The organism is Mycobacterium sp. 663a-19 (genome assembly GCF_035616495.1).
GTDB lineage: Bacteria > Actinomycetota > Actinomycetes > Mycobacteriales > Mycobacteriaceae > Mycobacterium.
Window position 1 is genome coordinate 169,801 of record NZ_JAPJAV010000011.1, and the last position, 20,277, is coordinate 190,077.

General features: G+C 69.6%; 18 protein-coding genes and 1 tRNA gene. 9 read left to right on the forward strand and 10 right to left on the reverse strand.

Annotated elements, in window-relative coordinates; translation table 11 throughout:
* Positions 1–30 precede the first annotated feature (30 nt).
* Both OQ968_RS19665 and OQ968_RS19670 read left to right on the forward strand, forming a co-directional pair.
* Positions 31–327, forward strand: coding sequence for a WXG100 family type VII secretion target (locus OQ968_RS19665; RefSeq protein ID WP_324674753.1), 297 nt, complete (start codon positions 31–33; stop codon positions 325–327).
* Positions 328–342: 15 nt separating this feature from the next.
* Positions 343–627 (forward strand): WXG100 family type VII secretion target, encoded by a 285-nt coding sequence (locus tag OQ968_RS19670; RefSeq protein ID WP_324680932.1) that lies wholly within the window; start codon positions 343–345, stop codon positions 625–627.
* Positions 628–653: 26 nt separating this feature from the next.
* Here the strand turns inward: OQ968_RS19670 and OQ968_RS19675 are convergent, their stop codons facing one another.
* The gene (locus OQ968_RS19675; protein ID WP_324680934.1) at positions 654–2,618 is read right to left on the reverse strand and encodes a TPM domain-containing protein; all 1,965 of its coding nucleotides are present in this window, start codon (positions 2,616–2,618) and stop codon (positions 654–656) included.
* 77 nt (positions 2,619–2,695) lie between these two features.
* On the opposite strand from OQ968_RS19675, the gene OQ968_RS19680 reads away from it, so the two are divergent.
* Genes OQ968_RS19680 through dnaG form a run of 3 tightly spaced genes read left to right on the forward strand, consistent with a single transcriptional unit; the run spans position 2,696 to position 6,509 of the window.
* Positions 2,696–3,955 carry a deoxyguanosinetriphosphate triphosphohydrolase gene (locus tag OQ968_RS19680; protein WP_324680936.1) on the forward strand — a complete coding sequence of 420 codons (1,260 nt, stop codon included), beginning with the start codon at positions 2,696–2,698 and terminating at the stop codon, positions 3,953–3,955.
* A gap of 11 nt (positions 3,956–3,966) precedes the next feature.
* Positions 3,967–4,566: a superoxide dismutase[Cu-Zn] gene (gene sodC / locus OQ968_RS19685; protein WP_324680938.1), complete on the forward strand. Its 600-nt coding sequence runs from the start codon at positions 3,967–3,969 to the stop codon at positions 4,564–4,566.
* A gap of 26 nt (positions 4,567–4,592) precedes the next feature.
* Positions 4,593–6,509, forward strand: coding sequence for a DNA primase (dnaG, locus tag OQ968_RS19690; protein ID WP_324680940.1), 1,917 nt, complete (start codon positions 4,593–4,595; stop codon positions 6,507–6,509).
* On the opposite strand, the gene OQ968_RS19695 is transcribed toward dnaG, so the two are convergent.
* Positions 6,484–6,750, reverse strand: a complete 267-nt coding sequence (locus OQ968_RS19695; RefSeq protein WP_324680975.1) for a hypothetical protein — start codon at positions 6,748–6,750, stop codon at positions 6,484–6,486. The genes dnaG and OQ968_RS19695 overlap by 26 nt on opposite strands.
* Positions 6,751–6,888: 138 nt before the next feature.
* Here OQ968_RS19695 and OQ968_RS19700 point away from each other — a divergent pair.
* A tRNA-Asn gene (locus OQ968_RS19700) sits at positions 6,889–6,961 on the forward strand.
* Positions 6,962–7,094: 133 nt separating this feature from the next.
* Here OQ968_RS19700 and OQ968_RS19705 read toward each other — a convergent pair.
* The 4 genes from OQ968_RS19705 to OQ968_RS19720 all read right to left on the reverse strand — a co-directional run bounded on the left by OQ968_RS19705 (position 7,095) and on the right by OQ968_RS19720 (position 10,988).
* Positions 7,095–8,741 (reverse strand): NAD-dependent malic enzyme, encoded by a 1,647-nt coding sequence (locus OQ968_RS19705; RefSeq protein ID WP_324680942.1) that lies wholly within the window; start codon positions 8,739–8,741, stop codon positions 7,095–7,097.
* Between the two features lie 62 nt (positions 8,742–8,803).
* Complete coding sequence (gene cysE / locus OQ968_RS19710; protein WP_324680944.1) at positions 8,804–9,481, reverse strand: serine O-acetyltransferase; 678 nt, start codon at positions 9,479–9,481, stop codon at positions 8,804–8,806.
* 2 nt (positions 9,482–9,483) lie between these two features.
* A complete protein-coding gene (gene cysK / locus OQ968_RS19715) occupies positions 9,484–10,416 on the reverse strand; it encodes a cysteine synthase A (protein WP_324680946.1) in 933 nt (310 codons plus the stop codon).
* Between the two features lie 266 nt (positions 10,417–10,682).
* The gene (locus tag OQ968_RS19720; RefSeq protein WP_324680948.1) at positions 10,683–10,988 is read right to left on the reverse strand and encodes a hypothetical protein; all 306 of its coding nucleotides are present in this window, start codon (positions 10,986–10,988) and stop codon (positions 10,683–10,685) included.
* Between the two features lie 153 nt (positions 10,989–11,141).
* On the opposite strand from OQ968_RS19720, the gene OQ968_RS19725 reads away from it, so the two are divergent.
* Positions 11,142–11,609 (forward strand): LppP/LprE family lipoprotein, encoded by a 468-nt coding sequence (locus OQ968_RS19725; protein ID WP_324680976.1) that lies wholly within the window; start codon positions 11,142–11,144, stop codon positions 11,607–11,609.
* 86 nt (positions 11,610–11,695) lie between these two features.
* Here OQ968_RS19725 and OQ968_RS19730 read toward each other — a convergent pair whose 3' ends face one another.
* The 3 genes from OQ968_RS19730 to OQ968_RS19740 all read right to left on the reverse strand — a co-directional run bounded on the left by OQ968_RS19730 (position 11,696) and on the right by OQ968_RS19740 (position 16,677).
* A complete protein-coding gene (locus OQ968_RS19730; RefSeq protein WP_324680950.1) occupies positions 11,696–13,639 on the reverse strand; it encodes an acyl-CoA dehydrogenase in 1,944 nt (647 codons plus the stop codon).
* Positions 13,640–13,700: 61 nt separating this feature from the next.
* The gene (locus OQ968_RS19735; RefSeq protein WP_324680952.1) at positions 13,701–16,070 is read right to left on the reverse strand and encodes an ATP-binding cassette domain-containing protein; all 2,370 of its coding nucleotides are present in this window, start codon (positions 16,068–16,070) and stop codon (positions 13,701–13,703) included.
* A 109-nt stretch (positions 16,071–16,179) separates the two neighbouring features.
* Positions 16,180–16,677, reverse strand: a complete 498-nt coding sequence (locus tag OQ968_RS19740) for a MarR family winged helix-turn-helix transcriptional regulator (RefSeq protein ID WP_324680953.1) — start codon at positions 16,675–16,677, stop codon at positions 16,180–16,182.
* 187 nt (positions 16,678–16,864) lie between these two features.
* Between OQ968_RS19740 and OQ968_RS19745 the strand changes: the two genes are divergently transcribed.
* Positions 16,865–18,835 (forward strand): DUF2232 domain-containing protein, encoded by a 1,971-nt coding sequence (locus OQ968_RS19745; protein WP_324680977.1) that lies wholly within the window; start codon positions 16,865–16,867, stop codon positions 18,833–18,835.
* The gene (locus OQ968_RS19750) at positions 18,832–19,689 is read left to right on the forward strand and encodes an energy-coupling factor transporter transmembrane protein EcfT (RefSeq protein ID WP_324680954.1); all 858 of its coding nucleotides are present in this window, start codon (positions 18,832–18,834) and stop codon (positions 19,687–19,689) included. Before OQ968_RS19745 ends, OQ968_RS19750 begins: the two co-directional genes overlap by 4 nt.
* Before the next feature lie 57 nt (positions 19,690–19,746).
* Here OQ968_RS19750 and OQ968_RS19755 read toward each other — a convergent pair whose 3' ends face one another.
* Positions 19,747–20,193, reverse strand: coding sequence for an Lrp/AsnC family transcriptional regulator (locus OQ968_RS19755; RefSeq protein ID WP_324680955.1), 447 nt, complete (start codon positions 20,191–20,193; stop codon positions 19,747–19,749).
* Between the last annotated feature and the right edge of the window lie 84 nt (positions 20,194–20,277).

A 20,277-nucleotide genomic window follows, 5' to 3' on the forward strand; every position in this document is an offset into this window, starting at 1 on the left:
GAACACATCGAGTCGAGAAGGAGACACCCAATGCCAGCACGTTTTATGACCGACCCGCACGCGATGCGGGCCATGGCGGGCCGCTTTGAGATGCACGCTCAGACGGTGGCCGACGAGGCGCGCAAGATGTGGGCGTCCTCGCAGAACATCGCCGGCGCCGGCTGGAGTGGGCAGGCCCAGGCGACCTCCTACGACACCATGGGCCAGATGAACCAGGCGTTCAACAACATCGTCAACATGCTGCACGGGGTCCGCGACGGGCTGATCCGCGACGCCAACAACTACGAGACCCAAGAGCAGGCCTCGCAGCAGATCCTCAGCCACTAGCGGGAGAACACCGATATGACGATCAATTACCAGTTCGGCGATGTCGACGCCCACGGCGCGTTGATTCGCGCGCAGGCCGCCTCGCTGGAGGCCGAGCACCAGGCCATCGTGCGCGATGTGATTGCCGCCGGTGACTTCTGGGGTGGCGCCGGCTCGGTGGCCTGCCAGGAGTTCATCACCCAGTTGGGCCGCAACTTCCAGGTGATCTACGAGCAGGCCAACGCCCACGGGCAGAAGGTGCAGACCGCCGGCAGCAACATGGCCAGCACCGACAGCGCCGTCGGGTCCAGCTGGGCCTGAGCCCGTTTGGCCGGTGCGCGGGCGCCCTAGAAGCGCCCGCCGCCACCCATGAAGCCGCCCCCGGACGAGGCGCCGCCGAACGACGCGGGGCTCCAGCCGCCGAACCCTCCCCGCATGCCGCCGCTGAGCAGGTCGCCGAGGATGATTCCGCCGAGCAGCGCGCCGGTGTCGTCGCCTCTGCGTCCGGCGTAGGCGCGTTGCGCCGATTGCACATCGGCGTTGGCCAACGACTGCGCGGTGGCGGCCAGCGTCGACGCCGCGTTGGCGTGCGCGATCGCCTCGGCCGGGTTGGCCGCCTTCTTGTCCCGCGCGGCCGCCAGGTGCCGGTTGGCCTCGGCGAGCCGGGTCCGGGCCTCGGGTCCGACGCTGCCACGCCGGGTGTCGATGTATTCGGAAACCCCGCGCACCCGCGACTCGGCGGTGAACAAGGCCTGTTCGAGGGAACGGTTGAGCCGTTCGGCGTTCGCTCGTTCCTCGGCGAGGGTGGCCAATAGCCGGTTGAGGTCGGCGTCGGCCTTGGTCAGCCGGGCGAACGCACCCAGCGGATCGGTGGCGCCGCCGCTGCGCGCGCCGTCGACGGCGTTGGCGGCCGCGTCCCGCGCCGCGAGCAGCTCGCCGCCGTGGGCGGACTTGGCGTTCCGGTCGCGCAGTAGCTCGTCGGCGTGCTCGATGCCCGCCTGGACGTCGGCCATGACGGACGGCAGCTTGTCGATGGCGTGCCGGATGTCGCCGGCCGCGCTGTCGACCGCATCGAGCAACGTGCGCGCCTGGCCGAGCGCCGACTCGGCGGCGTGGTAGGCGTCCACCAGGCCGGTCTGCTGCCCGCTCACCGCCTTGTCGGCGAGGGCGCGGGCCGAGCCGATGTTGCGGTCGGCGAACGCCAGCCGCTGCTTGGCGGTCGTCACGTTCCCGGAGACCGAAGCCAGTGCGGCGGGGTCGAATTCGTTGTGCAGCTCGGCCAGCCGCTGTTCGGCCGGGCCGAGGCGGCTGGTGAGCTCGACCACCTGCCGGGTCAGCGCGTCCAGCCGCGAGGGCGCGTTGATCACCAGATCCCGCAGCTTCTCGAACGCCTCGGCCTGCGACTCCAGTTCGCGGTCGGCGCGCGCCGCCGACACGATCACGCGGGTGAGCAGCTCGCGACGCCGCGCCGGTGTCTCGGGTATGCCGTCGTCAAGCTGCTGTCGCACGGTAAACGCTTGGGACAGAGCCGCTTTGGCGTTGTCCACCGCTCGGGTGAACGGTTGGGTCCGCTCTTCGCCGAATTCGTCGACGGCAAGGGCGAGTTCGTTGGAGCTGGTGCGCAGCGCGTTGTCGACCTCCACCACCATCGAGCGGGACAGGTCGTCGAGGGCCTCCAGCGGCACGGCGGCCAGCGCATCGGCGTCCGTCGGGTCGACTCGCCGCGCCGCGGCCAGCGCGGCGCCGCGGCGCCGCCGGGCGCGAAAGCGCATGACCGACACCAGCACCGCCGCCGCGATGACGATGACACCCAGCGCCACCAGCAGAACCACCCGGTTGGCCGATCCGGGCGGCGCGTCGAGCCCGTCGGCCGCGGCGACGGCCGCGCCGCCGAAGTCGCCGGCGTGCAGCGCGGGTTCGATCCGGTTGTGCCGCAGGCTATCCACCTGGCTTCGGGTGACGCTGCGCACGGCCGACGGCACCAGGAACGCGTACGCCCGGCCGGCGGTGGCCACGGCCAGTAGCGCGTCGTAGTCGCCCAGGTCGCTGACGCTGATGGTGCGCTTCGCCCAGTCCTCTGAGCTCTGCCCGGAGAAGTCGTCGACGTAGACCACCCACAGCCGGATGTGGCGATCGGTGTAGAGCTTGTCGACGGAGGAGGTCACCGCGGCGCGACCGGACTCCGACAGGACACCGGCGTTGTCGGTGATCTGCCCCGGCAGCCGAAACGGCGGTTGCGCGACGGCCGCGGGGGCCAGCAGCAGCCCCGTGGCGAGGATCGCCAGGATCACACCGAACAGGCGAGTGCGCATACGTCAATCTAAAGCCCGGCCCGCGGTGCGGCCGAGCGGGCATCGAGGCGCGCCCGTCCCTGGCAGACTGTGCTGCGGTGGCCGCAAAACAGCAAGATCCCTACGACGACTTCGACCGTCAGCGACGGGTGCCCGAAGCGCCGAAGACCGCGGGCCTGCCGGGCACCGAAGGCCAGCATCGCACCGACTTCGCGCGGGACCGGGCCCGCGTCCTGCACAGCGCCGCGCTGCGCCGGCTGGCCGACAAGACGCAGGTCGTCGGGCCGCGGGAGGGCGACACCCCGCGCACCCGGCTGACGCATTCGCTGGAAGTGGCGCAGATCGGCCGCGGCATGGCGGTCGGCCTGGGCTGCGACCCCGATCTCGTCGAGCTCGCCGGCCTGGCCCACGACATCGGGCACCCGCCCTACGGCCACAACGGCGAGCGCGCCCTCGACGAGGTCGCCGCCGCCTACGGCGGCTTCGAGGGCAATGCGCAGAACTTCCGAATCCTGACCAGCCTCGAACCGAAAGTGCTTGACGCGCAAGGAGACAGCGTCGGGCTGAACCTGACCCGCGCGTCGCTGGATGCGGTCACCAAGTATCCGTGGACGCGCCGCGAGGGCCGGGCCAAGTTCGGGTTCTACGCCGAGGACCTCGAGCCGGCGCACTGGGTCCGCCGGGAGGCGCCCGCGGACCGGACCTGCCTGGAGGCGCAGGTGATGGACTGGGCCGACGACATCGCCTATTCGGTGCACGACGTCGAGGACGGCGTCGTTTCGCAACGCATCGACCTGCGCGTGCTCGCCGACGACGACGAGGCCGCCACGCTGGCCAGGCTGGGGGAGAGCGAATTCTCCCGGCTGAGCGCCGACGACTTCATGGCGGCCGCGCGGCGGCTGTCCGGGCTGCAGGTGGTCGCCGCGGTGGGCAAGTACGACGCCACGCTGGCCTCGTCGGTCGCGCTCAAGCGGTTGACCAGTGAATTGGTGGGACGCTTCGCCTCGGCCGCGATCGCCACCACGCGCGCCGCGGCCGGCCCCGGGCCGCTGGCGCGCTATCGGGCCGATCTGCAGGTTCCCGACCTGGTGCGCGCCGAGGTGACGCTGCTGAAAATCCTGGCGCTGCAGTTCATCATGTCCGACCCGCGGCATCTGGAGACGCAGGCCCGGCAGCGCGAACGCATCCACCGGGTGGCGCAGTGGCTGTACGCCGGTGCGCCCGGAACCCTCGATCCGGTTTTCGCCGCGGCGTTCACCACCGCCGCCGACGACGGCGCCCGGTGGCGGGCCGTCGTCGATCAGATCGCGTCCTACACCGAAGGCCGGCTGGAACGCATCGACACCAGGCGGGGCTAGGCTCGGAGCCTATGACCAAACTGACCGCCGTCGCCGCCCTGCTGTCGCTTCCCGTCCTGGCCGTGAGCGCATGCAACTCGCCCCAGCACCCGAGCACGCAGCCCGGCACCACGCCGCCCGTCAAGAGCGGAGCACCGGAATCGTCGACGACGGGCAGCCCGTCGCCCGGTGCCGCATCGCTTTCGGCCCAACTGAACGCGCCCGACGGGCGGGCCGTGGCCACGGCGACGTTCGACTTCACCGGCGGCTACGCCACCGTCACCGTCAAGACCGTCGCCACCGGAATCCTGGCGCCCGGCTTCCACGGGCTGCACATTCACGAGATCGGCAAGTGCGAGCCGAACTCCGTTGCGCCCGGCGGCGGCCCGCCCGGGAATTTCCTGTCCGCGGGCGGTCACTACCAGGCGCCCGGGCACACCGGGAAGCCCGAAAGCGGCGACCTGACCTCGCTGCAGGTGCGCCAGGACGGCTCCGGCTACCTGGTGACCACCAGTGACGGGTTCACCAGGGACCAGCTGCTGGGCGGCAACAAGACCGCGTTGATGCTGCACGGCGCGGACGACATGGCGATGGACCGGGTCGCGTGCGGCGTCATCGGCCCGGCCAGCTGAACCGGCCGGGGTCTTAGACTGGGCCGATGGCTGGCCGTATCTCCGAGCGCGATATCGCCGCCATCCGCGAACAGGCCCGCATCGAGGATGTCGTCGGCGACTATGTGCAGCTGAAGCGCGCCGGCGCCGACTCGCTCAAGGGCCTGTGCCCGTTCCACAACGAGAAGTCGCCGTCGTTTCATGTCCGCCCGAATCACGGCCACTTTCACTGTTTCGGCTGCGGCGAGGGCGGCGACGTGTACGCGTTCGTCCAGAAGATCGAGCACGCCAGCTTCGTCGAGGCCGTCGAGCTGCTGGCCGACCGGGTCGGGTACACGATCAGCTACACCGGCTCGGCCACCAGCGTGCAGCGCGACCGCGGCAGCCGCAGCAGGCTCGTCGCGGCCAACGCCGCCGCCGCGGAGTTCTACGCGGCGGCGCTGCAGTCCGCCGAGGCGGCGCCCGCCCGCCAGTACCTGAGCGAACGGAACTTCGACGCCGAGGCGGCTCGTCGTTTCGGCTGTGGGTTCGCGCCGTCGGGCTGGGATTCGCTGACAAAACACCTGCAGCGCAAGGGTTTTGAGTTCAAGGAGCTGGAGGCCGCCGGCCTGTCCCGGCAAGGGCGGCGCGGGCCGATGGATCGCTTTCACCGCCGCCTGCTCTGGCCGATCCGCACGTCGGCCGGCGAGGTGATCGGCTTCGGGGCGCGGCGGCTGTTCGACGACGACCCGATGGAAGCCAAGTACATCAACACCCCCGAGACCCAGCTGTACAAGAAGTCGTCGGTGATGTTCGGTATCGATCTGGCCAAACGCGACATCGCCAAGGGGCACCAGGCGGTCGTCGTCGAGGGCTACACCGACGTGATGGCGATGCACCTGTCCGGGGTCACCACGGCCGTCGCGTCGTGCGGCACCGCGTTCGGCGACGAGCATCTGGCGATGCTGCGCCGGCTGATGATGGACGACAGCTTCTTTCGCGGCGAGCTGATCTACGTGTTCGACGGCGACGAGGCCGGCCGCGCCGCCGCGCTCAAGGCCTTCGACGGCGAGCAGAACCTGGCCGGGCAGTCCTTCGTCGCCGTCGCCCCCGACGGCATGGATCCCTGCGACCTGCGGCTGAAGTCGGGCGACGGCGCGCTGCGCGACCTGGTCGCGCGGCGAACCCCGTTGTTCGAGTTTGCGATTCGCAGCGCGATCGCCGAGATGGACCTGGACAGCGCCGAGGGCCGGGTCGCCGCGCTGCGCCGCTGCGTGCCCATGGTGGGCCGGATCAAGGACCCGACGCTGCGCGACGAGTACGCCCGCCAGCTCGCCGGCTGGGTCGGTTGGGACGACGTCGCGCAGGTCATCGACCGGGTGCGGGGCGAGGCGAAGAGGTCCAAGTCGCCCGTGCGGGGCGGCGCGAGATCCGAGGCCCCCGGTCGGGTCGTCCAGCAGCCGCGCGCCGCGGCCGAGCCCGCCGCCGCCCGGCCCGACCCGCGCGACCCCACGCTGTGGCCCCAGCGGGAGGCGCTCAAATCGGCGTTGCAGTACCCGGCGTTCGCCGGTCCGGTGTTCGACGCGCTGCCCGTCGAGAGCTTCACCCATCCCGGGTATGCCGCGGTGCGCGCGGCCATCGACGCGGCCGGCGGCACGTCGACCGGTGCCACCGGGGCGCAGTGGATCGACGCGGTGCGCCGGCACACGACGTCGGACCTGACCGCGGGCCTGATCAACGAGCTGGGGGTGGAGGCCGTCGCCGTCGAGGACGAGCGGCTGCCGCGCTACATCGCCGGGGTGATGGCCCGCCTGCAGGAGGTGTGGATGGGCCGGCAGATCGCCGAGGTGAAGTCCAAACTGCAGCGCATGTCGCCCATCGAGCAGGGCGACGAATATCACGCGCTGTTCGGTGACCTCGTCGCCATGGAGGCCTATCGGCGCAGCCTGCTGGAGCAGGCTAGCGGCGACGATCTGACGGTGTGAGCACCCCGTCCGCGGGCCGCTCGACGACGGCCGTCTGCTCGTCGATCTCGGTCAGCGTCACAAATCCCGCATCGGGCGAGATCCGATTCGCGATCTTGCGGCGGCCCCCCTCGATCATCGACTTGGCCACGGGACTGCTGGTCAGCGCTCGATAGGTGCCGGCGAGCTGCTCGTATCGGCGCCGCCCGGCCTTCGAGCCCAGCACGTAACCCAGCGCAAGCACCACGACATACCGGATCAAAGCGTTCCTCCCGACGATCGATTGCTCCATCCTGCCTCACCCGCCCGGGTGCGCGCCCGCCCGCTCCCCTGAGCCGGGCAGTTCGCCAGTTGGGCGCGGTTATGCCAGTACGCTAGAGTCGTCCGGCGATCGGGTTAGTCCCCTGTAGCTCAATTGGCAGAGCGTTCGGCTGTTAACCGAAGGGTTCCTGGTTCGAGTCCAGGCGGGGGAGCGGGCTGGCGCCGTTTGGCCGTTCACTGTGAATCCAGGGCTTTCGCGGTGAGCTCAGGGCGAAAAATCTGGACGGATCCCACCGTCAGCGCACGCTCAAAGCCCAGGATTCACGCTCGAAGCCCCGAGCCGACCTAGTCGTACACCGGATACCACATCGTGTCGCGCACGGCCCGGGCCGCGTCGTCGTGCTCCCTGGTGGCCACCCCGTCGTCGACGGCGGCGTGATAGACGGCCTCGGCGACCGCGGCGGAGATGTCGCGCAGGTTTTGCACGTCCGGCAACAGCGAATCTGCCGGGCGTGTGGGACTGGCTTGCCGCACAACGGCTTTCGCCGCCGCCTGCAGCATGTGCCGGGTGAGCAGCCTGGCCCCGGCGACGATGATGCCCAGCCCGATCCCGGGAAACACCAGCACGTTGTTGGCCTGCCCGATGCTGTAGGTGGTGCCTTTGTGGTCGACGGGGGCGACCGGGGTGCCGGTGGTGATCAGCGCCCTGCCGTCGGACCACTCCAGCAGGTCGGCGGGCATGGCCTCCATCTGCGAGGTCGGGTTGGACAGCGGGAAGATCATCGGGTGTTCGCACGATGCGGTCATCGCCTCGACGACCTCCCGGTCGAACGCGCCGAACACGGTCGAAAAGCCCACCAGAACGGTCGGTGACGTCAGCTTGATCGCGTCCACCAACCCGACCCGAACCCCGCCGTCCACGCCCAGCCGCCGGCGGTCCTTCGCGTAGGGCACCTGGAAATCGCGCAGGTCGTCCATGTCGTCGAAGAGCAGGCCCTGCCTGTCGATCGGAAAGATCCGCGACGTGGCCTGCTCGACGGTGGCGCCGTCGGCGACCATCGCGTCGCGGATCTGATCGGCGACGCCGATGCCGGCGGTCCCGGCCCCGAAGACGATCACCTTCTGCTCGCGCAGGGGGGTGCCGGTGACGTGGCAGCCGCCGTAGACCGCGGCGACGACCACCGCCCCGGTGCCCTGGACGTCGTCGTTGAACACGCAGTAGTCGTCGCCGTAGGTCTGCAGGATCTTTCGCGCGTTGAGCGGCCCGAAGTCCTCGAAATGCAGGATCGCGTGCGGAAACAATTGGTGCGCGGTCTCGATGTAGCGCCTGATGAACTCGTCGTACTCCGCGCCGCGGCGCCGGGCGTGGCGATTGCCCAAATAGAACGGGTCGGCCAGCAGCTGCTCGTTGTCGGTGCCGACGTCGAGCGACACCGCGATGCACCGGCGCGGATCGATGCCGCCGCCGGCGGTGTAGAGCGCCAATTTGCCTACGGCGATTTGGATTCCGCCCACACCCCAATCGCCGATGCCCAGGATGGCCTCGGCGTCGGTGCACACGATCAGGTCGACGTCGTCGGGCCCCAGGCCGAACGTGCGAAAGGCCTCGCCGATCTCGTCGGGCTCGTCGATGGACAGGAAAAGCCCGCGCTGCCCGCGGTATTCGTCGGAGAAGCGCTGGATGGCCTCACCGACGGTGGGCGTGTACACCACCGGCATCAGCTCGGTCAGATGGTCTTCCAGCACCTTGTAGTACAGAATCTCGTGCCGGTAGTGCAGCTGCTCGAGCAGCAGGTTACGGCCCAGATCCGTTGCGAGGCTTTGTAATTGATGCCACACCCGGTCGGCTTGCTGATCGAGGGTGAGCACCGCCGAGGGGAGCCGGCCGGCGAGCCCCAGCCGCCGCCGCTGCTCGTGGGTGAAGCCGACCCCGCGGTTCAGGCTCGGCGCGGCCAACGCGGCCGGGATGCGCGGCGTGCAGGGATCGCTCATCACAACCTCCAGTGGTTCGGCCCGTCACGTCACGGTAGCGCCGCCGCCCGGAGTCAGAGGGGTCAGATGGAGAAGTCCTCGCCGTGCCACACCCCGGCCTCGGGCGGGCGGATCACGCGGCCGTTCTGCGGGCCGTCGCCGGAGGCCTCCAGCCTGGCCACCCTGGTGAGCAGGGAGTCGAGGCTGACTCCCACCAGATCCGGCATCATCGAATCGTCGGTGGCCGCCAGCTCGCCGATGATCTGCCCGGGGACCCCGACGACCACCGAACTCGCCGGCACCGGCTTTATCACGACGGCGTTGGCGCCGATCCGGGTGTCCTCGCCGATCTTGATCGGGCCGAGGACCTTGGCCCCGGCGCCGATGGTCACCCGGTCACCGATGGTGGGGTGCCGTTTGCCGGTGTCCCGGCCCGTGCCGCCGAGGGTGACGCCCTGATACAGCGTGACGTCGTCGCCCACCTCGGTGGTTTCCCCGATCACCACGCCGGTGGCGTGGTCGATGAACAGGCCGGAGCCCAGGACGGCACCGGGATGGACGTCGACCCCGGTGAGGATGCGGGTGAGTTCCGCGAGCGCCCGGGCGGCCAGCCGTGCGCCGCGGTGCCAGAGCCAGTGGCTGATGCGGTGGCCCCACACCGCGTGCACGCCCGGATAGCAGAAGATGACCTGCAGCACGGTGGGGTTGGCCGGATCCCGCTCTCGGGCCGCCTGAATGTCGCGCCGTATCGCTGCCAGCATGGCTAGTCGGCGAGGTCGGCGAACAGGACTGTGCTCAGGTACCGCTCGCCGAAGTCGGGGAGGACGACGACGACGAGCTTGCCCGCGTTCTCGGGGCGGCGCGCCACCTCCAGGGCCGCCACCGCGGCCGCGCCCGAGGAGATGCCGACCAGCAGCCCCTCTTCGGCGGCCAGCCGCCGCGCCAGGGCGAGCGAGTCGTCGTTGCCGACCGTGATGACCTCGTCCACCAGCTCCTGGTCGAGCACCGGCGGGATGAATCCGGCGCCGATGCCCTGGATCGGGTGCGGTCCCTTCTGGCCCCCGGACAGCACCGGTGAGGCGGCCGGTTCGACGGCGACGAACTGCGCCGACGGCTTGCGCTCCTTGATGACCTGGGCGACGCCGGTGATGGTGCCGCCGGTGCCGACCCCGGACACGACGATGTCGACCTTGCCGTCGGTGTCGCGCCACACCTCCTCGGCGGTCGTGGCGCGGTGGATCGCCGGGTTGGCGGGGTTCTCGAATTGTTGGGGCACGAAATACCGTTGGTCGCTCTTGGCGAGTTCCTCGGCCTTGGCGATGGCGCCGGGCATGCCGTCGGCGCCCGGAGTCAGCACGAGCTCAGCACCGTAGGCGCGCAACAGCATTCGCCGCTCGATGCTCATCGTGTCGGGCATGGTCAGCACGCATCGGTAGCCGCGTGCCGCGCACACCATCGCCAGCGCGATGCCGGTGTTGCCGCTCGTCGGCTCGAGGATGATCGTGTCGGGCTTGATCAGGCCGGCCTGCTCGGCCGCGTCGATCATGGCGACCCCGATGCGGTCCTTGACGCTGTTCGCCGGGTTGAAGAACTCCAGCTTGGCGACGACGTCGGCGACGGCGCCGTCGGTGACCCGGCGCAGCCGCACCAGCGGCGTCCCCCCGATGAGCTGCGTGACATCCTCGGCGATGCTCATGAAATTTCTTCCTAGTGTCGGTACAGGGCTTCCTGAAGACTTTTGATTCGCGCGTCCCGGTCCTGCCGCATCGGGAAAAGCGCGAGGATTGCTCGGACGTCAGCAGGCGTCAGCAGATCAACAACAGGGACAACAGAAGTCCACGGTGCGGCGGCGCGTTAAGTCGGGGCGCGGCGGTGTGGCCTGTTGCATAGCCCCACTATAGGACATGCCTTGTCGCGGCCGACCGCCCTCACCTGGGCTGACCAGCGGGTCGCCCGGGGTCGCTACCGGCCGGACGTGGAGTCGGCCAAGTCGGCCTCGAGGCTGGCGTCCTCGGCGACGATTTCACAGACGCACGCGCGGTCGTTCGACCATCGGCGCAGCTGGGCCTGGCGCTTGCGCATCAGGTGCTGCGCGTAGACCTTGTCGCGCTGCGCCGGGGAAAACGCCAAGTCCAGGTTTACCGGCAGTCCGGCCCAGTCGACGTGGTCCTGGTCACCTGGCTGATGGTCGGCCGCGCCATACCGGAGTCGACACCGGCAGACGGTCTTGGCGGCTTCGCTGTCCGGCACGTCCCATTCCCGTGTCACGCGGGTGCCCCTCTCTCGAGCACGTGACCAAATCCTCGAGTGAATGGTGCGACCGAGATGTTTCAGCCAAACGCGCTTGACGTTTCGGCCGTATTACGCGTTCTAGGAGCCGTCCGGGATGGCTAGGCTCGCGGTGTGCGTCGCCGCCTGATCGTGCTTCTGCTGATCCTGCTGACCGCGGGTTGCGGCTCGAACGCCCCGGCGCCGCGCGCGACACCGGCCGACACCTGTAGGGACTCCGACGGGCCGACGGCCGACACGGTGCGGCGGGCCATCGCCTCGGTTCCGATCATCGTCGAGGGCTCTTCCTGGGTCGAAATCGCGCGCGGGCACACCCGCAAGTGCCGCCTGTACTGGGTGCAGATCATCCCGACCATCGCCAGCGAAAACACGCCGCAGCAGTTGCTGTTCTTCGATCACAACACGCCGCTGGGCCCGGCCACGCCGAACCCGAAGCCCTACATCTCCGTGCTGCCGCCCTCGGATGACACGATCACGGTTCAGTACCAATGGCAAAAGGGCAACGACCAGCCCTGCTGCCCCACCGGAATCGGCACGGTGAAGTTCCAGATCGGTCCCGACGGCAAGCTGCGGGCGCTGGGCAAGATCCCGAACCAGTAGCCTTGGCGCCCAAGCTGACCCGCCGAGCGTGGGCTCTAGGGACGACTTCAAGCCGGTTGGCGTACTTAGGCCCCACACTCGGCGTGCTAGGAGTCGGGCAGGTTCTCCGGATGCAACATCTCGGCGTAGCGCAGCGCCTCGGGGATGCCGAAACCGTCGACCAGCGTCCTGGCATGCGGGCGCAGCGCCCGGCAGCGGTCGTTGATGCCGCGGGTGACGGCCTTGGCCCGCCCGGTGGACAGGTATCCGTGCTCGACGTACCAGGCCTTGTCGTCCTCGATCACCGACAACGCGTACAGGTCGCAGACCAGCTCGAGCAGGTTGCGGGCGTCCTCGTCCGCGCAGGAGTCGATCCCGGCGACGAAGGCCTCCAGCACCACCCGGTCGATGTGTGCGTTCGCCGCATGCAGCACATGATCCTGCACGGCGTTGAACGCGTCGAACTCCGACATCTCCTTCGACTTGCCCTGCAGCCGGCGCGCGACCGAAGACAGTAGGTAGTTCTCGCGCTCCTCGAACATGGTCACCTGGGTGCCGCGGTTGAACAGGCTGCCCTCTTCCTCGCTGTCCTGGCGGGCGTCGATGATCGTCTGCATGATCGCCTCGGCCGCAGTCCGTTTCATCACCCGCTCGCCGACGGTGTTGGCGGCGAACCGAACCCATTCGACCGGGCTCATGCTGCGGATGTCGTCGGCGTAGGCGGTCAGCAGTTCCTTGGCGACCAGTTGGGTCAGCACATGGTTGTCGCCCTCGAACGTGGTGAACACGTCGGTGTCGCCGCGCAGCGCGATCAGCCGGTTCTCGGCCATGTAGCCGGCGCCGCCGCAGGCCTCGCGGGCCTCCTGGATGGCCCGCGACGCGTGCCAGGTGTTGGCCGCCTTCAGCCCCGCGGCGCGGGCCTCCAACTCGCGCTGCTCCTCGGCGTCGGGTGCGTCCGCCGTCTGGACGTCGTGGCACTTGGCGACCAGCTCGTTCTGGGCGAACTGCAGCGCGTACGACTTCGCGATCAACGGGAACAGCCGGCGCTGATGCACCAGGTAATCCATGATCAGCACCTCGGTGTCGTCGTCGTCGGGTGCGGTGAATTGCCTGCGCTGCAACGCATATCGGGTGGCGATGTCCAGCGCCACCCGGGCCGCGGAGCCCGCGCTGCCGCCCACAGTGATGCGGCCGCGAACCAGCGTGCCCAGCATGGTGAAGAACCGCCGGTTGGGGTTGTCGATCGGGGAGCTGTAGGTGCCGTCGGCGGCGACGTCGCCGAACTTGTTGAGCAGGTTGACCCGCGGGACGCGGACGTTGTCGAACACGATGCGGCCGTTGTCGACGCCGGGCAGGCCGCCCTTGTATTCGCAGTCGGATGTGGTCACCCCGGGCAGGTCGTTGCCGTCGGCGTCGCGGATCGGGACCAGCAGGCAGTGCACGCCGTGGTTCACCGGCTTGCCGTCCTCGGTGGTGATCAATTGCGCGAAAACCGCTGCCATGGTTGCGGTTTGGGCAGCGCCACCGATGTAGTCCTTGCGGGCCGTCGGGGTGGGGGAGTGGACGACGAACTCTTCGGTCTCGGCATCGTAGGTCGCGGTGGTCTCCAGCGACTGCACGTCGCTGCCGTGCCCGGTCTCGGTCATCGCGAAGCAGCCGCGCAGCTCCAGGCTGATGATCTTGGGCACGTAGGCCTCGTGGTGGCGCTCGGTGCCCAGGTTTTCCACGGCGCCGCCGAACAGCCCCCACTGCACCCCGGCCTTGACCATCAGCGACAGGTCCGACATCGCGAGCATCTCGATCATCGTGATCGCCGCGCCGACGTCGCCGGTCCCGCCGTGCTCCTTGCGGAAGTTGTCGGCGGCGGCTCCGAACGCGGCCATGATCCGCATCTGCTCGGCCACCTTGGTGCGGGCGATCACCGTGTTGGGCGTGTAGTGCGGGCGGAACAGCTCCTCGGTCAGCGTCTCCCGCATCCGGTTCTTCACGTCGCGCCAACGCCCGTCGAGCGTGTTGCGCAGGTGTTCGGCCGTGCTTATGTCTGGCGCCATGAAGCGACGGTAACCCGCTGCTCGCGCCGTTGAAACAAGATGACCCCCCGCCCGGCGCGGCTCAGCGGCCGGGCGACCGCAGCCGGTACAGGAGGAAGCCGATCCCGACCTTGCCGAAGCCGATCAGCATGATCATGTCGAACACCCACCAGCCCGAATAGTGCGTCCACATCTGGGCGTTGGCGGCCAGCGCGTCGACCCTGCGCAGGTCGACCGTCGACGCCGAGGCCGCAAAGCCCCACTGCGCCGGGACGAACCACGAGATCTGCTGAAACCCCCACATGCTCACCAGCTGAACCAGGCTTCCGTTGAACAGCGCCGACGCCAGGATCACCGGCACCAGCAGCGGCACGACCTCCCGCAGCGACTTGCCCAGCGCCGACAGCGCGAGCCCGGTGATCGCGGACACGATCGCGGTAAAGGCCACGGTCACATACAGCTCGACGGTCGCGTTCTGTAGCACGACGGCGCCGTGCACCGGCCCGCCTTTGCCGATGACGACGAGCGCGAACATGACGGCCGTCAGGATCGCCGCGGCCACGCTGAAGAAGATGGCCTTGCCCGCCACATAGGCCGGCGTCGACAGCCCGACGGCCTGCTCGCGCCGAAAGATGCGGCGCTCGCCGACGAGCTCCCGGATGGTCAGCGCAACACCGATGATCACCGCCGCGATGTTGAGCGCGGCCAGGATCTCGATTGCCTCGTGCGGGTGGTGGCTGCCCGCGCCCGGCTTGCCCAGGCCGTGATTGCCGGGAATCAGCAGCGTCAGCGCCGCCAGCACGAGCGGCAGCAACAGCAGGAAGAAGAAGTAGCCGCGGCCGGCCACCAGCAGGCGCAGCTGGCGGCTCATCACGAACCGGATTTGCCGGCCCGCGCCGAGTTCGGCGGGCAGCGGCCACGGCGCGGCCACCTCCGGCGGCGCCGGCGGGCCCACCGCTTGCTGCCGGGCACGAAACGCGCGGTGCGCCCCGTCGGGATCGGCGCGCACCTGCGCGAGGACCGCCGACCAGTCGTTGGTGCCCAGCAGCGACTGGGCCTGCAGGGGCGTGCCGGCGAACGCCATCGTGCCGGCGGCGGTGAGCAGCAGGATCTGGTCGCACAGGTTGAGCTGGCCCAGCGCCGTCGGCGAATTCATCGCCACCACGACGACACAGCCGATGTCCGCCTGCCGTCGCAGCACCCCCATCACGTGATTCTCCTGTGCCACATCCAAACCGGCGCCGGGCTCGTCGACCACCAGCAGCGTCGGTCGGGTGATCAGTTCGACCGCCAGCGAGGTGCACCGCCGCGCTTCCGGTGGCAGCTTGCCGATCCGCGTCGAGCGATGCGGAGTCAGCTCGAGTTCTTCGAGAACCTGATCCACCACCCGGTGGCGGTGCTCGGGCAAGGTGTCCGGCGGCAACCGCAGGGCGGCCGCATAGCCCACTTCCTGTTCGACCGTGAGCTGCCGATGCAACAGGTCCTCGCGAGCCACGATCCCGATGCGGGCGCGCATCGACTCGGGCTCGGCGCGCACGTCGTGGCCGTCCACGGTGACTCGGCCGGAGCTGAGTTCCCTTGTGCCGGCGAGCATTCCGAGCACCGCGGAGTTGCGCGCGGCCGACGGCCCGATCACCGCGGTCAGGGTGCCCGGGCGCGCGGCGAACGACAGATCCGTGAGCAGCTCGCGCCCGTCGACGGCGAGGCCCGCGCGATGTGCGGCGACGCCGATCGTGCGCGCGCCGGCGTTGAGCGGCAGCCGATAGGTGGCCTCCGGCTGTTCGGTGCGGAACGACGGGCGTGCGGCGCGCAGCTTTCGGGTGATCATCCGCTCGATCAGGCCCGGACCCTGTGGTTGCTGATCCTCGGCGGCGGGCGCCGGGGGCGGGGGCGGTGGTGGCACAGCGGGCGCCTCGGGCGGAGGTGGTGGAGCCGGCTCGGCGTGCGGTGGCGGCGACGGGGCCGCGGGCGGTCCGATGGGGGGCACCGGCGGCGAGAACGGCCGGACCGGCGGCGGCGCCGGCTCAAGCTGGTGCTCAACCTGGTGCGATTGGGACGGCACCTGCATCGGCCCGGTATCCCGCTCCGTGGGGCGCGACGGCGTGGGCGACGGCGACGGCGGGGCGGCGAGCTGAAAGACCAGCCGCGGACCCCGCTGCGGGTCGCCGATCATGATCGCCTGGCCGTCGTGGATGTCGACGGCCGGCACCCGGAAGCCGTTGATGAAGATGCCGTTCGGGCTCCTGTCCATGGCCACCCAATGCGTGCCGAGGAACCGCAGCACCACCTCCGGGCGCGGCGCCTGCGGCGGTGGGCCGGCGTGGTCCAGCGGGACGTCGCACCCGGGGCCGTAGCCCACCACCACGTCGCGGCCCGGCGCGAAGACGTACCTCGTCGATCCGACCCATACGGTTAGCGGGGAGGCTGGGAGGGCCGAAGCCTCGGGCCGCATCAACGCCACCTTTCGTCGCCGGTCAGATTGAATTGATCGCGCCTACGGACCAATCAGGCGTTCGGTCAAGTGTCCACCCGCCACCGCTCGGCGAGCCACCGGGCCGAGATCACTGCGTCTGGCGACGCGGCGCGACCGCGGCGTTGTCGAGCAGCCGGCGCAGCACGCCGACCGCGTCGGCCAGCACCCTGCGGTCCGACGGCTCGAGCAGGGCCAGTTGCGGTTCGATCGCGGCGGCGCGGTCGGCCCGCACGGCGTTGAGGGTGCGCATCCCCTCCTCGGTGATGCGGATGCGGACCGCCCGCGCGTCGCCGGGGTCGACGGTCCGGGTGACCAGGCCGGCATCCTCGAGCCGTCGCACCTGCGTGGTCATCGTCGGCTGCGAGCAGTGATCGACGGCGGCCAGATCGCCGATGCGGGCTTCGCCATGGGCATCGATGGTGGCCAGCAGCCGGGCCTGCGCGGCGGGCAACGGCATCTGGATGCGTTGGGTGGCCAGCCGATTGAGCCGCGCGACGACGGCGAGAAGGTCTGCTCCCAGGCCGGGCTGGGGATCGGAGTTCGCTGCGTCAACGACATCGGTGTGGTTGGCGGCGGATGCATTCATACCTACATGGTTGCATAGCTTTGCTAAGCGAGACGAGTTGCGGACGCCGTGACGCGGAATCCCAGATCACCAAGTGTGCTGCGGGGACTTGGCGCCGCGGCCTGGCAGAATCGTTAGGGTGACCGTTCCGAGACCACGCCGTCGGGGCGGTCCGCTGCGTCCGGTCGAATTGGCACAGGCCTCGGTGATGGGCGCGCTGTGTGCGGTCATCGCGATCATCTCCATCGTCATCCCGTTTGCGGCGGGGTTGGCGTTGCTGGGCACCGTGCCCACCGGGCTGCTGGCCTACCGCTACCGGCTGCGGGTTTTGCTCGCGGCGACGGTTGCCGCCGGCATGATCGCCTTCCTGATCGCCGGGATGGGCGGTCTGATGACCGTCGTCCACTGCGCCTACGTCGGCGGGCTGACCGGATTCGTCATGCGCAAGCGTTGGGGCACGTTGGCGGTGATGGTCTGGTCCCCGATCGCGGGGCTCGCCTTCGGCGCCATGTCGGTCGGCGCGCTGACCGTGATGACCCGGCTGCGTCACCTGATTTTCGACGCGATCACCGCCGACGTGAACGGGTTCGCCGCGTTCCTGGGTCGGGTGCACATGCAGGGACTCGGCGCCGACCTGACCCGGTTCTGCTCCTGGTCACTGCGCTACTGGCAGTGGTGGACGCTGGCCTATTACACCCTCGGGATCACGGCCGTGTCGCTGATCGGTTGGTGGGCGTTGTCGCGCCTGCTGGAGCGCCTGCGCGGCATCCCCGACGTGCACAAGCTGGACATTTGGAAGGGAAGTCACGACGACGAGGCCCCGGTCGGCCCGGTTCCGGTGCGGTTGGACAAGGTGCGCTTCCGTTACCCCGGCGCCAACCAGGACGCGCTGCGCGAGACCAGCCTGGATCTCCAAGTCGGCGAACACGTAGCGATCGTCGGAGCCAACGGCTCGGGCAAGACCACGTTGATGCTGATCTTGGCCGGCCGCCAACCGACGTCGGGCAGCGTGCAGCGGCCGGGCTCGGTGGGCCTGGGCGAGCTGGGCGGCACGGCCCTGGTCTTGCAACACCCCGAAAGTCAGGTCCTGGGCACCCGGGTGGCCGACGACGTGGTCTGGGGATTGCCACCGGGTACCGAGATCGACGTGGCCGGGCTGCTGCGCGAGGTGGGCCTCGAGGCGCTCGCCGAGCGCGACACCGGAAGCCTGTCCGGGGGTGAACTGCAGCGCCTCGCGCTTGCCGCGGCGCTGGCCCGCGAGCCCGCGCTGCTCATCGCCGACGAGGTCACGACCATGGTCGACCAGCGGGGCCGCGACGCGTTGTTGGGCGTGCTCTCCGGTCTGACCAAACGACACCGGACCGCCCTGGTGCACATCACGCACTACAACAACGAGGCCGACTCCGCGGACCGCACCATCGATCTCAGCGATTCACCGGACAACACGTGCATGGTCGAGACGTCGGCCGCGCCGGCGCCGACCGTCCCCGTGGATTTCCGGCAGCACACGCCGGTGATCGAACTCGTCGGCGTCGGCCACGAATACGGCAGCGGCACGCCGTGGGCCAAGACCGCGCTGCACGACGTCAACTTCGTGGTGGAGCAAGGCGACGGTGTGCTCATCCACGGCGGCAACGGCTCGGGCAAGTCGACGCTGGCGTGGATCATGGCCGGACTGACCATTCCCACGTCCGGCGCCTGCCTGATGGACGGCCGGCCCACCCATGAGCAGGTCGGCGCGGTGGCGTTGTCGTTTCAGGCGGCACGGCTGCAGCTGATGCGCAGCCGGGTCGACCTGGAAGTTGCCTCCGCAGCGGGCTTTTCGCACCGCGACAGGGATCGGGTCGCCGCGGCACTGGGTGTCGTCGGGCTGGATCCCGCCCTGGCCAAGCGGCGCATCGACCAGCTCAGCGGCGGCCAGATGCGCCGTGTGGTGCTGGCCGGGCTGCTGGCGTGCTCGCCCCGCGCGCTCATCCTCGACGAACCGCTCGCGGGGTTGGATGCCGCCAGCCAGCGTGGCCTGCTGCGGTTGCTGGAGGACCTGCGTCGCGAGCGGGGCCTGACGGTGGTGGTGATTTCACATGACTTCGCCGGGCTGGAGGAACTGTGCCCGCGCATCCTGCATCTGCGTAACGGCACCGTGGAGCCGATGTCGATCGCGGCGGGAGGCATGACGTGACCACAACGTCGACGGCGGTCACGGCGGACGGCGCGACCCGTCGCCCGTCTCGCCCCGTCGTGCTGCTGGTCCCGGTGCCCGGACGGTCGGCGATCCACGACCTGTGGGCGGGGACCAAACTGCTGGTCGTTTTCGGTTTTTCGGTGCTGCTGACGTTCTACCCGGGGTGGGTGACGATCGGGCTGGCAGCGGCCCTGGTATTCGCGGCGATCAGGATCGCACACATTCCACGGGGCGTGCTGCCGTCGATACCGCGGTGGCTGTGGATCGTTCTCGCGCTTGGCTTCTTCTCGGCCGCGCTGTCGGGTGGTCGGCCGAACATCCCAGTGGCCGGGCTGGAGATCGGGCTCGGCGGAGCGCTGCACTTCCTGCGGATAACCGCGCTGTCGATCGTGTTGCTCGGGCTGGGGGCGCTGGTGTCGTGGACCACCAACGTCGCCGAAATAGGGCCCGCCCTGGCGAAATTGGGCCGGCCGCTGCGCATATTCCGGATCCCGGTCGACGAATGGGCGGTGGCCTTGGCGCTCGCGCTGCGGGCGTTTCCGATGCTGATCGACGAATTCCAGGTGCTGCACGCCGCCCGCAGGCTGCGACCGAAACGGATACCGAAGAGCCGCAAGGCCCGTCGCCGGCGGCACGCCATGGAGCTGATCGACCTGATGGCCGCCGCCATCACCGTGACCCTGCGCCGCGGTGACGAGATGGGCGACGCGATCACGGCTCGCGGCGGCACGGGTCAGCTGTCGGCCAATCCGGCGCGCCCGAAGCTGGCCGACTGGGTGACGATCGCGATCACCATTGCGGCCAGCGGGGCGGCGGTGGCGCTCGAGACGATCCTGCCTCCGCCGTTCTGAGCGCGAAAGTGGCTGACATTCAACGTATCTCGTCGGCCGACGACGGCAGCGCCGATCTCAGGACCGGATCCGGTCGATGAGGTTGGACAGCACGACGATGCTTTCGCTGCGTTCGATGTCGGCGCTCGACCGGATGCGCTCGAGCGCGGCCTCCAGGTGCCGCATGTCGCGGGCCAGCACGTGCAGGATCGCGTCCGACGTCCCGGTCACCGTCGCCGCGCTGACCACCTCGGGCATGTCGACCCAGGCCGCGCGCAGCTGATCGGGCGCGATCGTGCCGTGGCAGAACACCTGGACGAACGCCTCGGTGTTCCAGCCCAGCGCATTGCGATCGACGATCGTGGTGAACCCTTTGATGACGCCGCTGTCCAGCATCCGGTCGACGCGGCGCTTCACCGCCGGCGCCGACAAATTCACCTTCTGCCCGATCTCGGCGAAGGTCGCCCGCGCATTCTCGGTCAGCTCGGCGAGGATGCGGTCGTCGGTCTCGTCCAGCCGTTCCATGGAGCCCCTCAGGCCTGCGCACAATAAATCGCCACTGTGCGAATTCTAGCGCAACAGATCGTGGCTAGACACGCAAGAATCGTC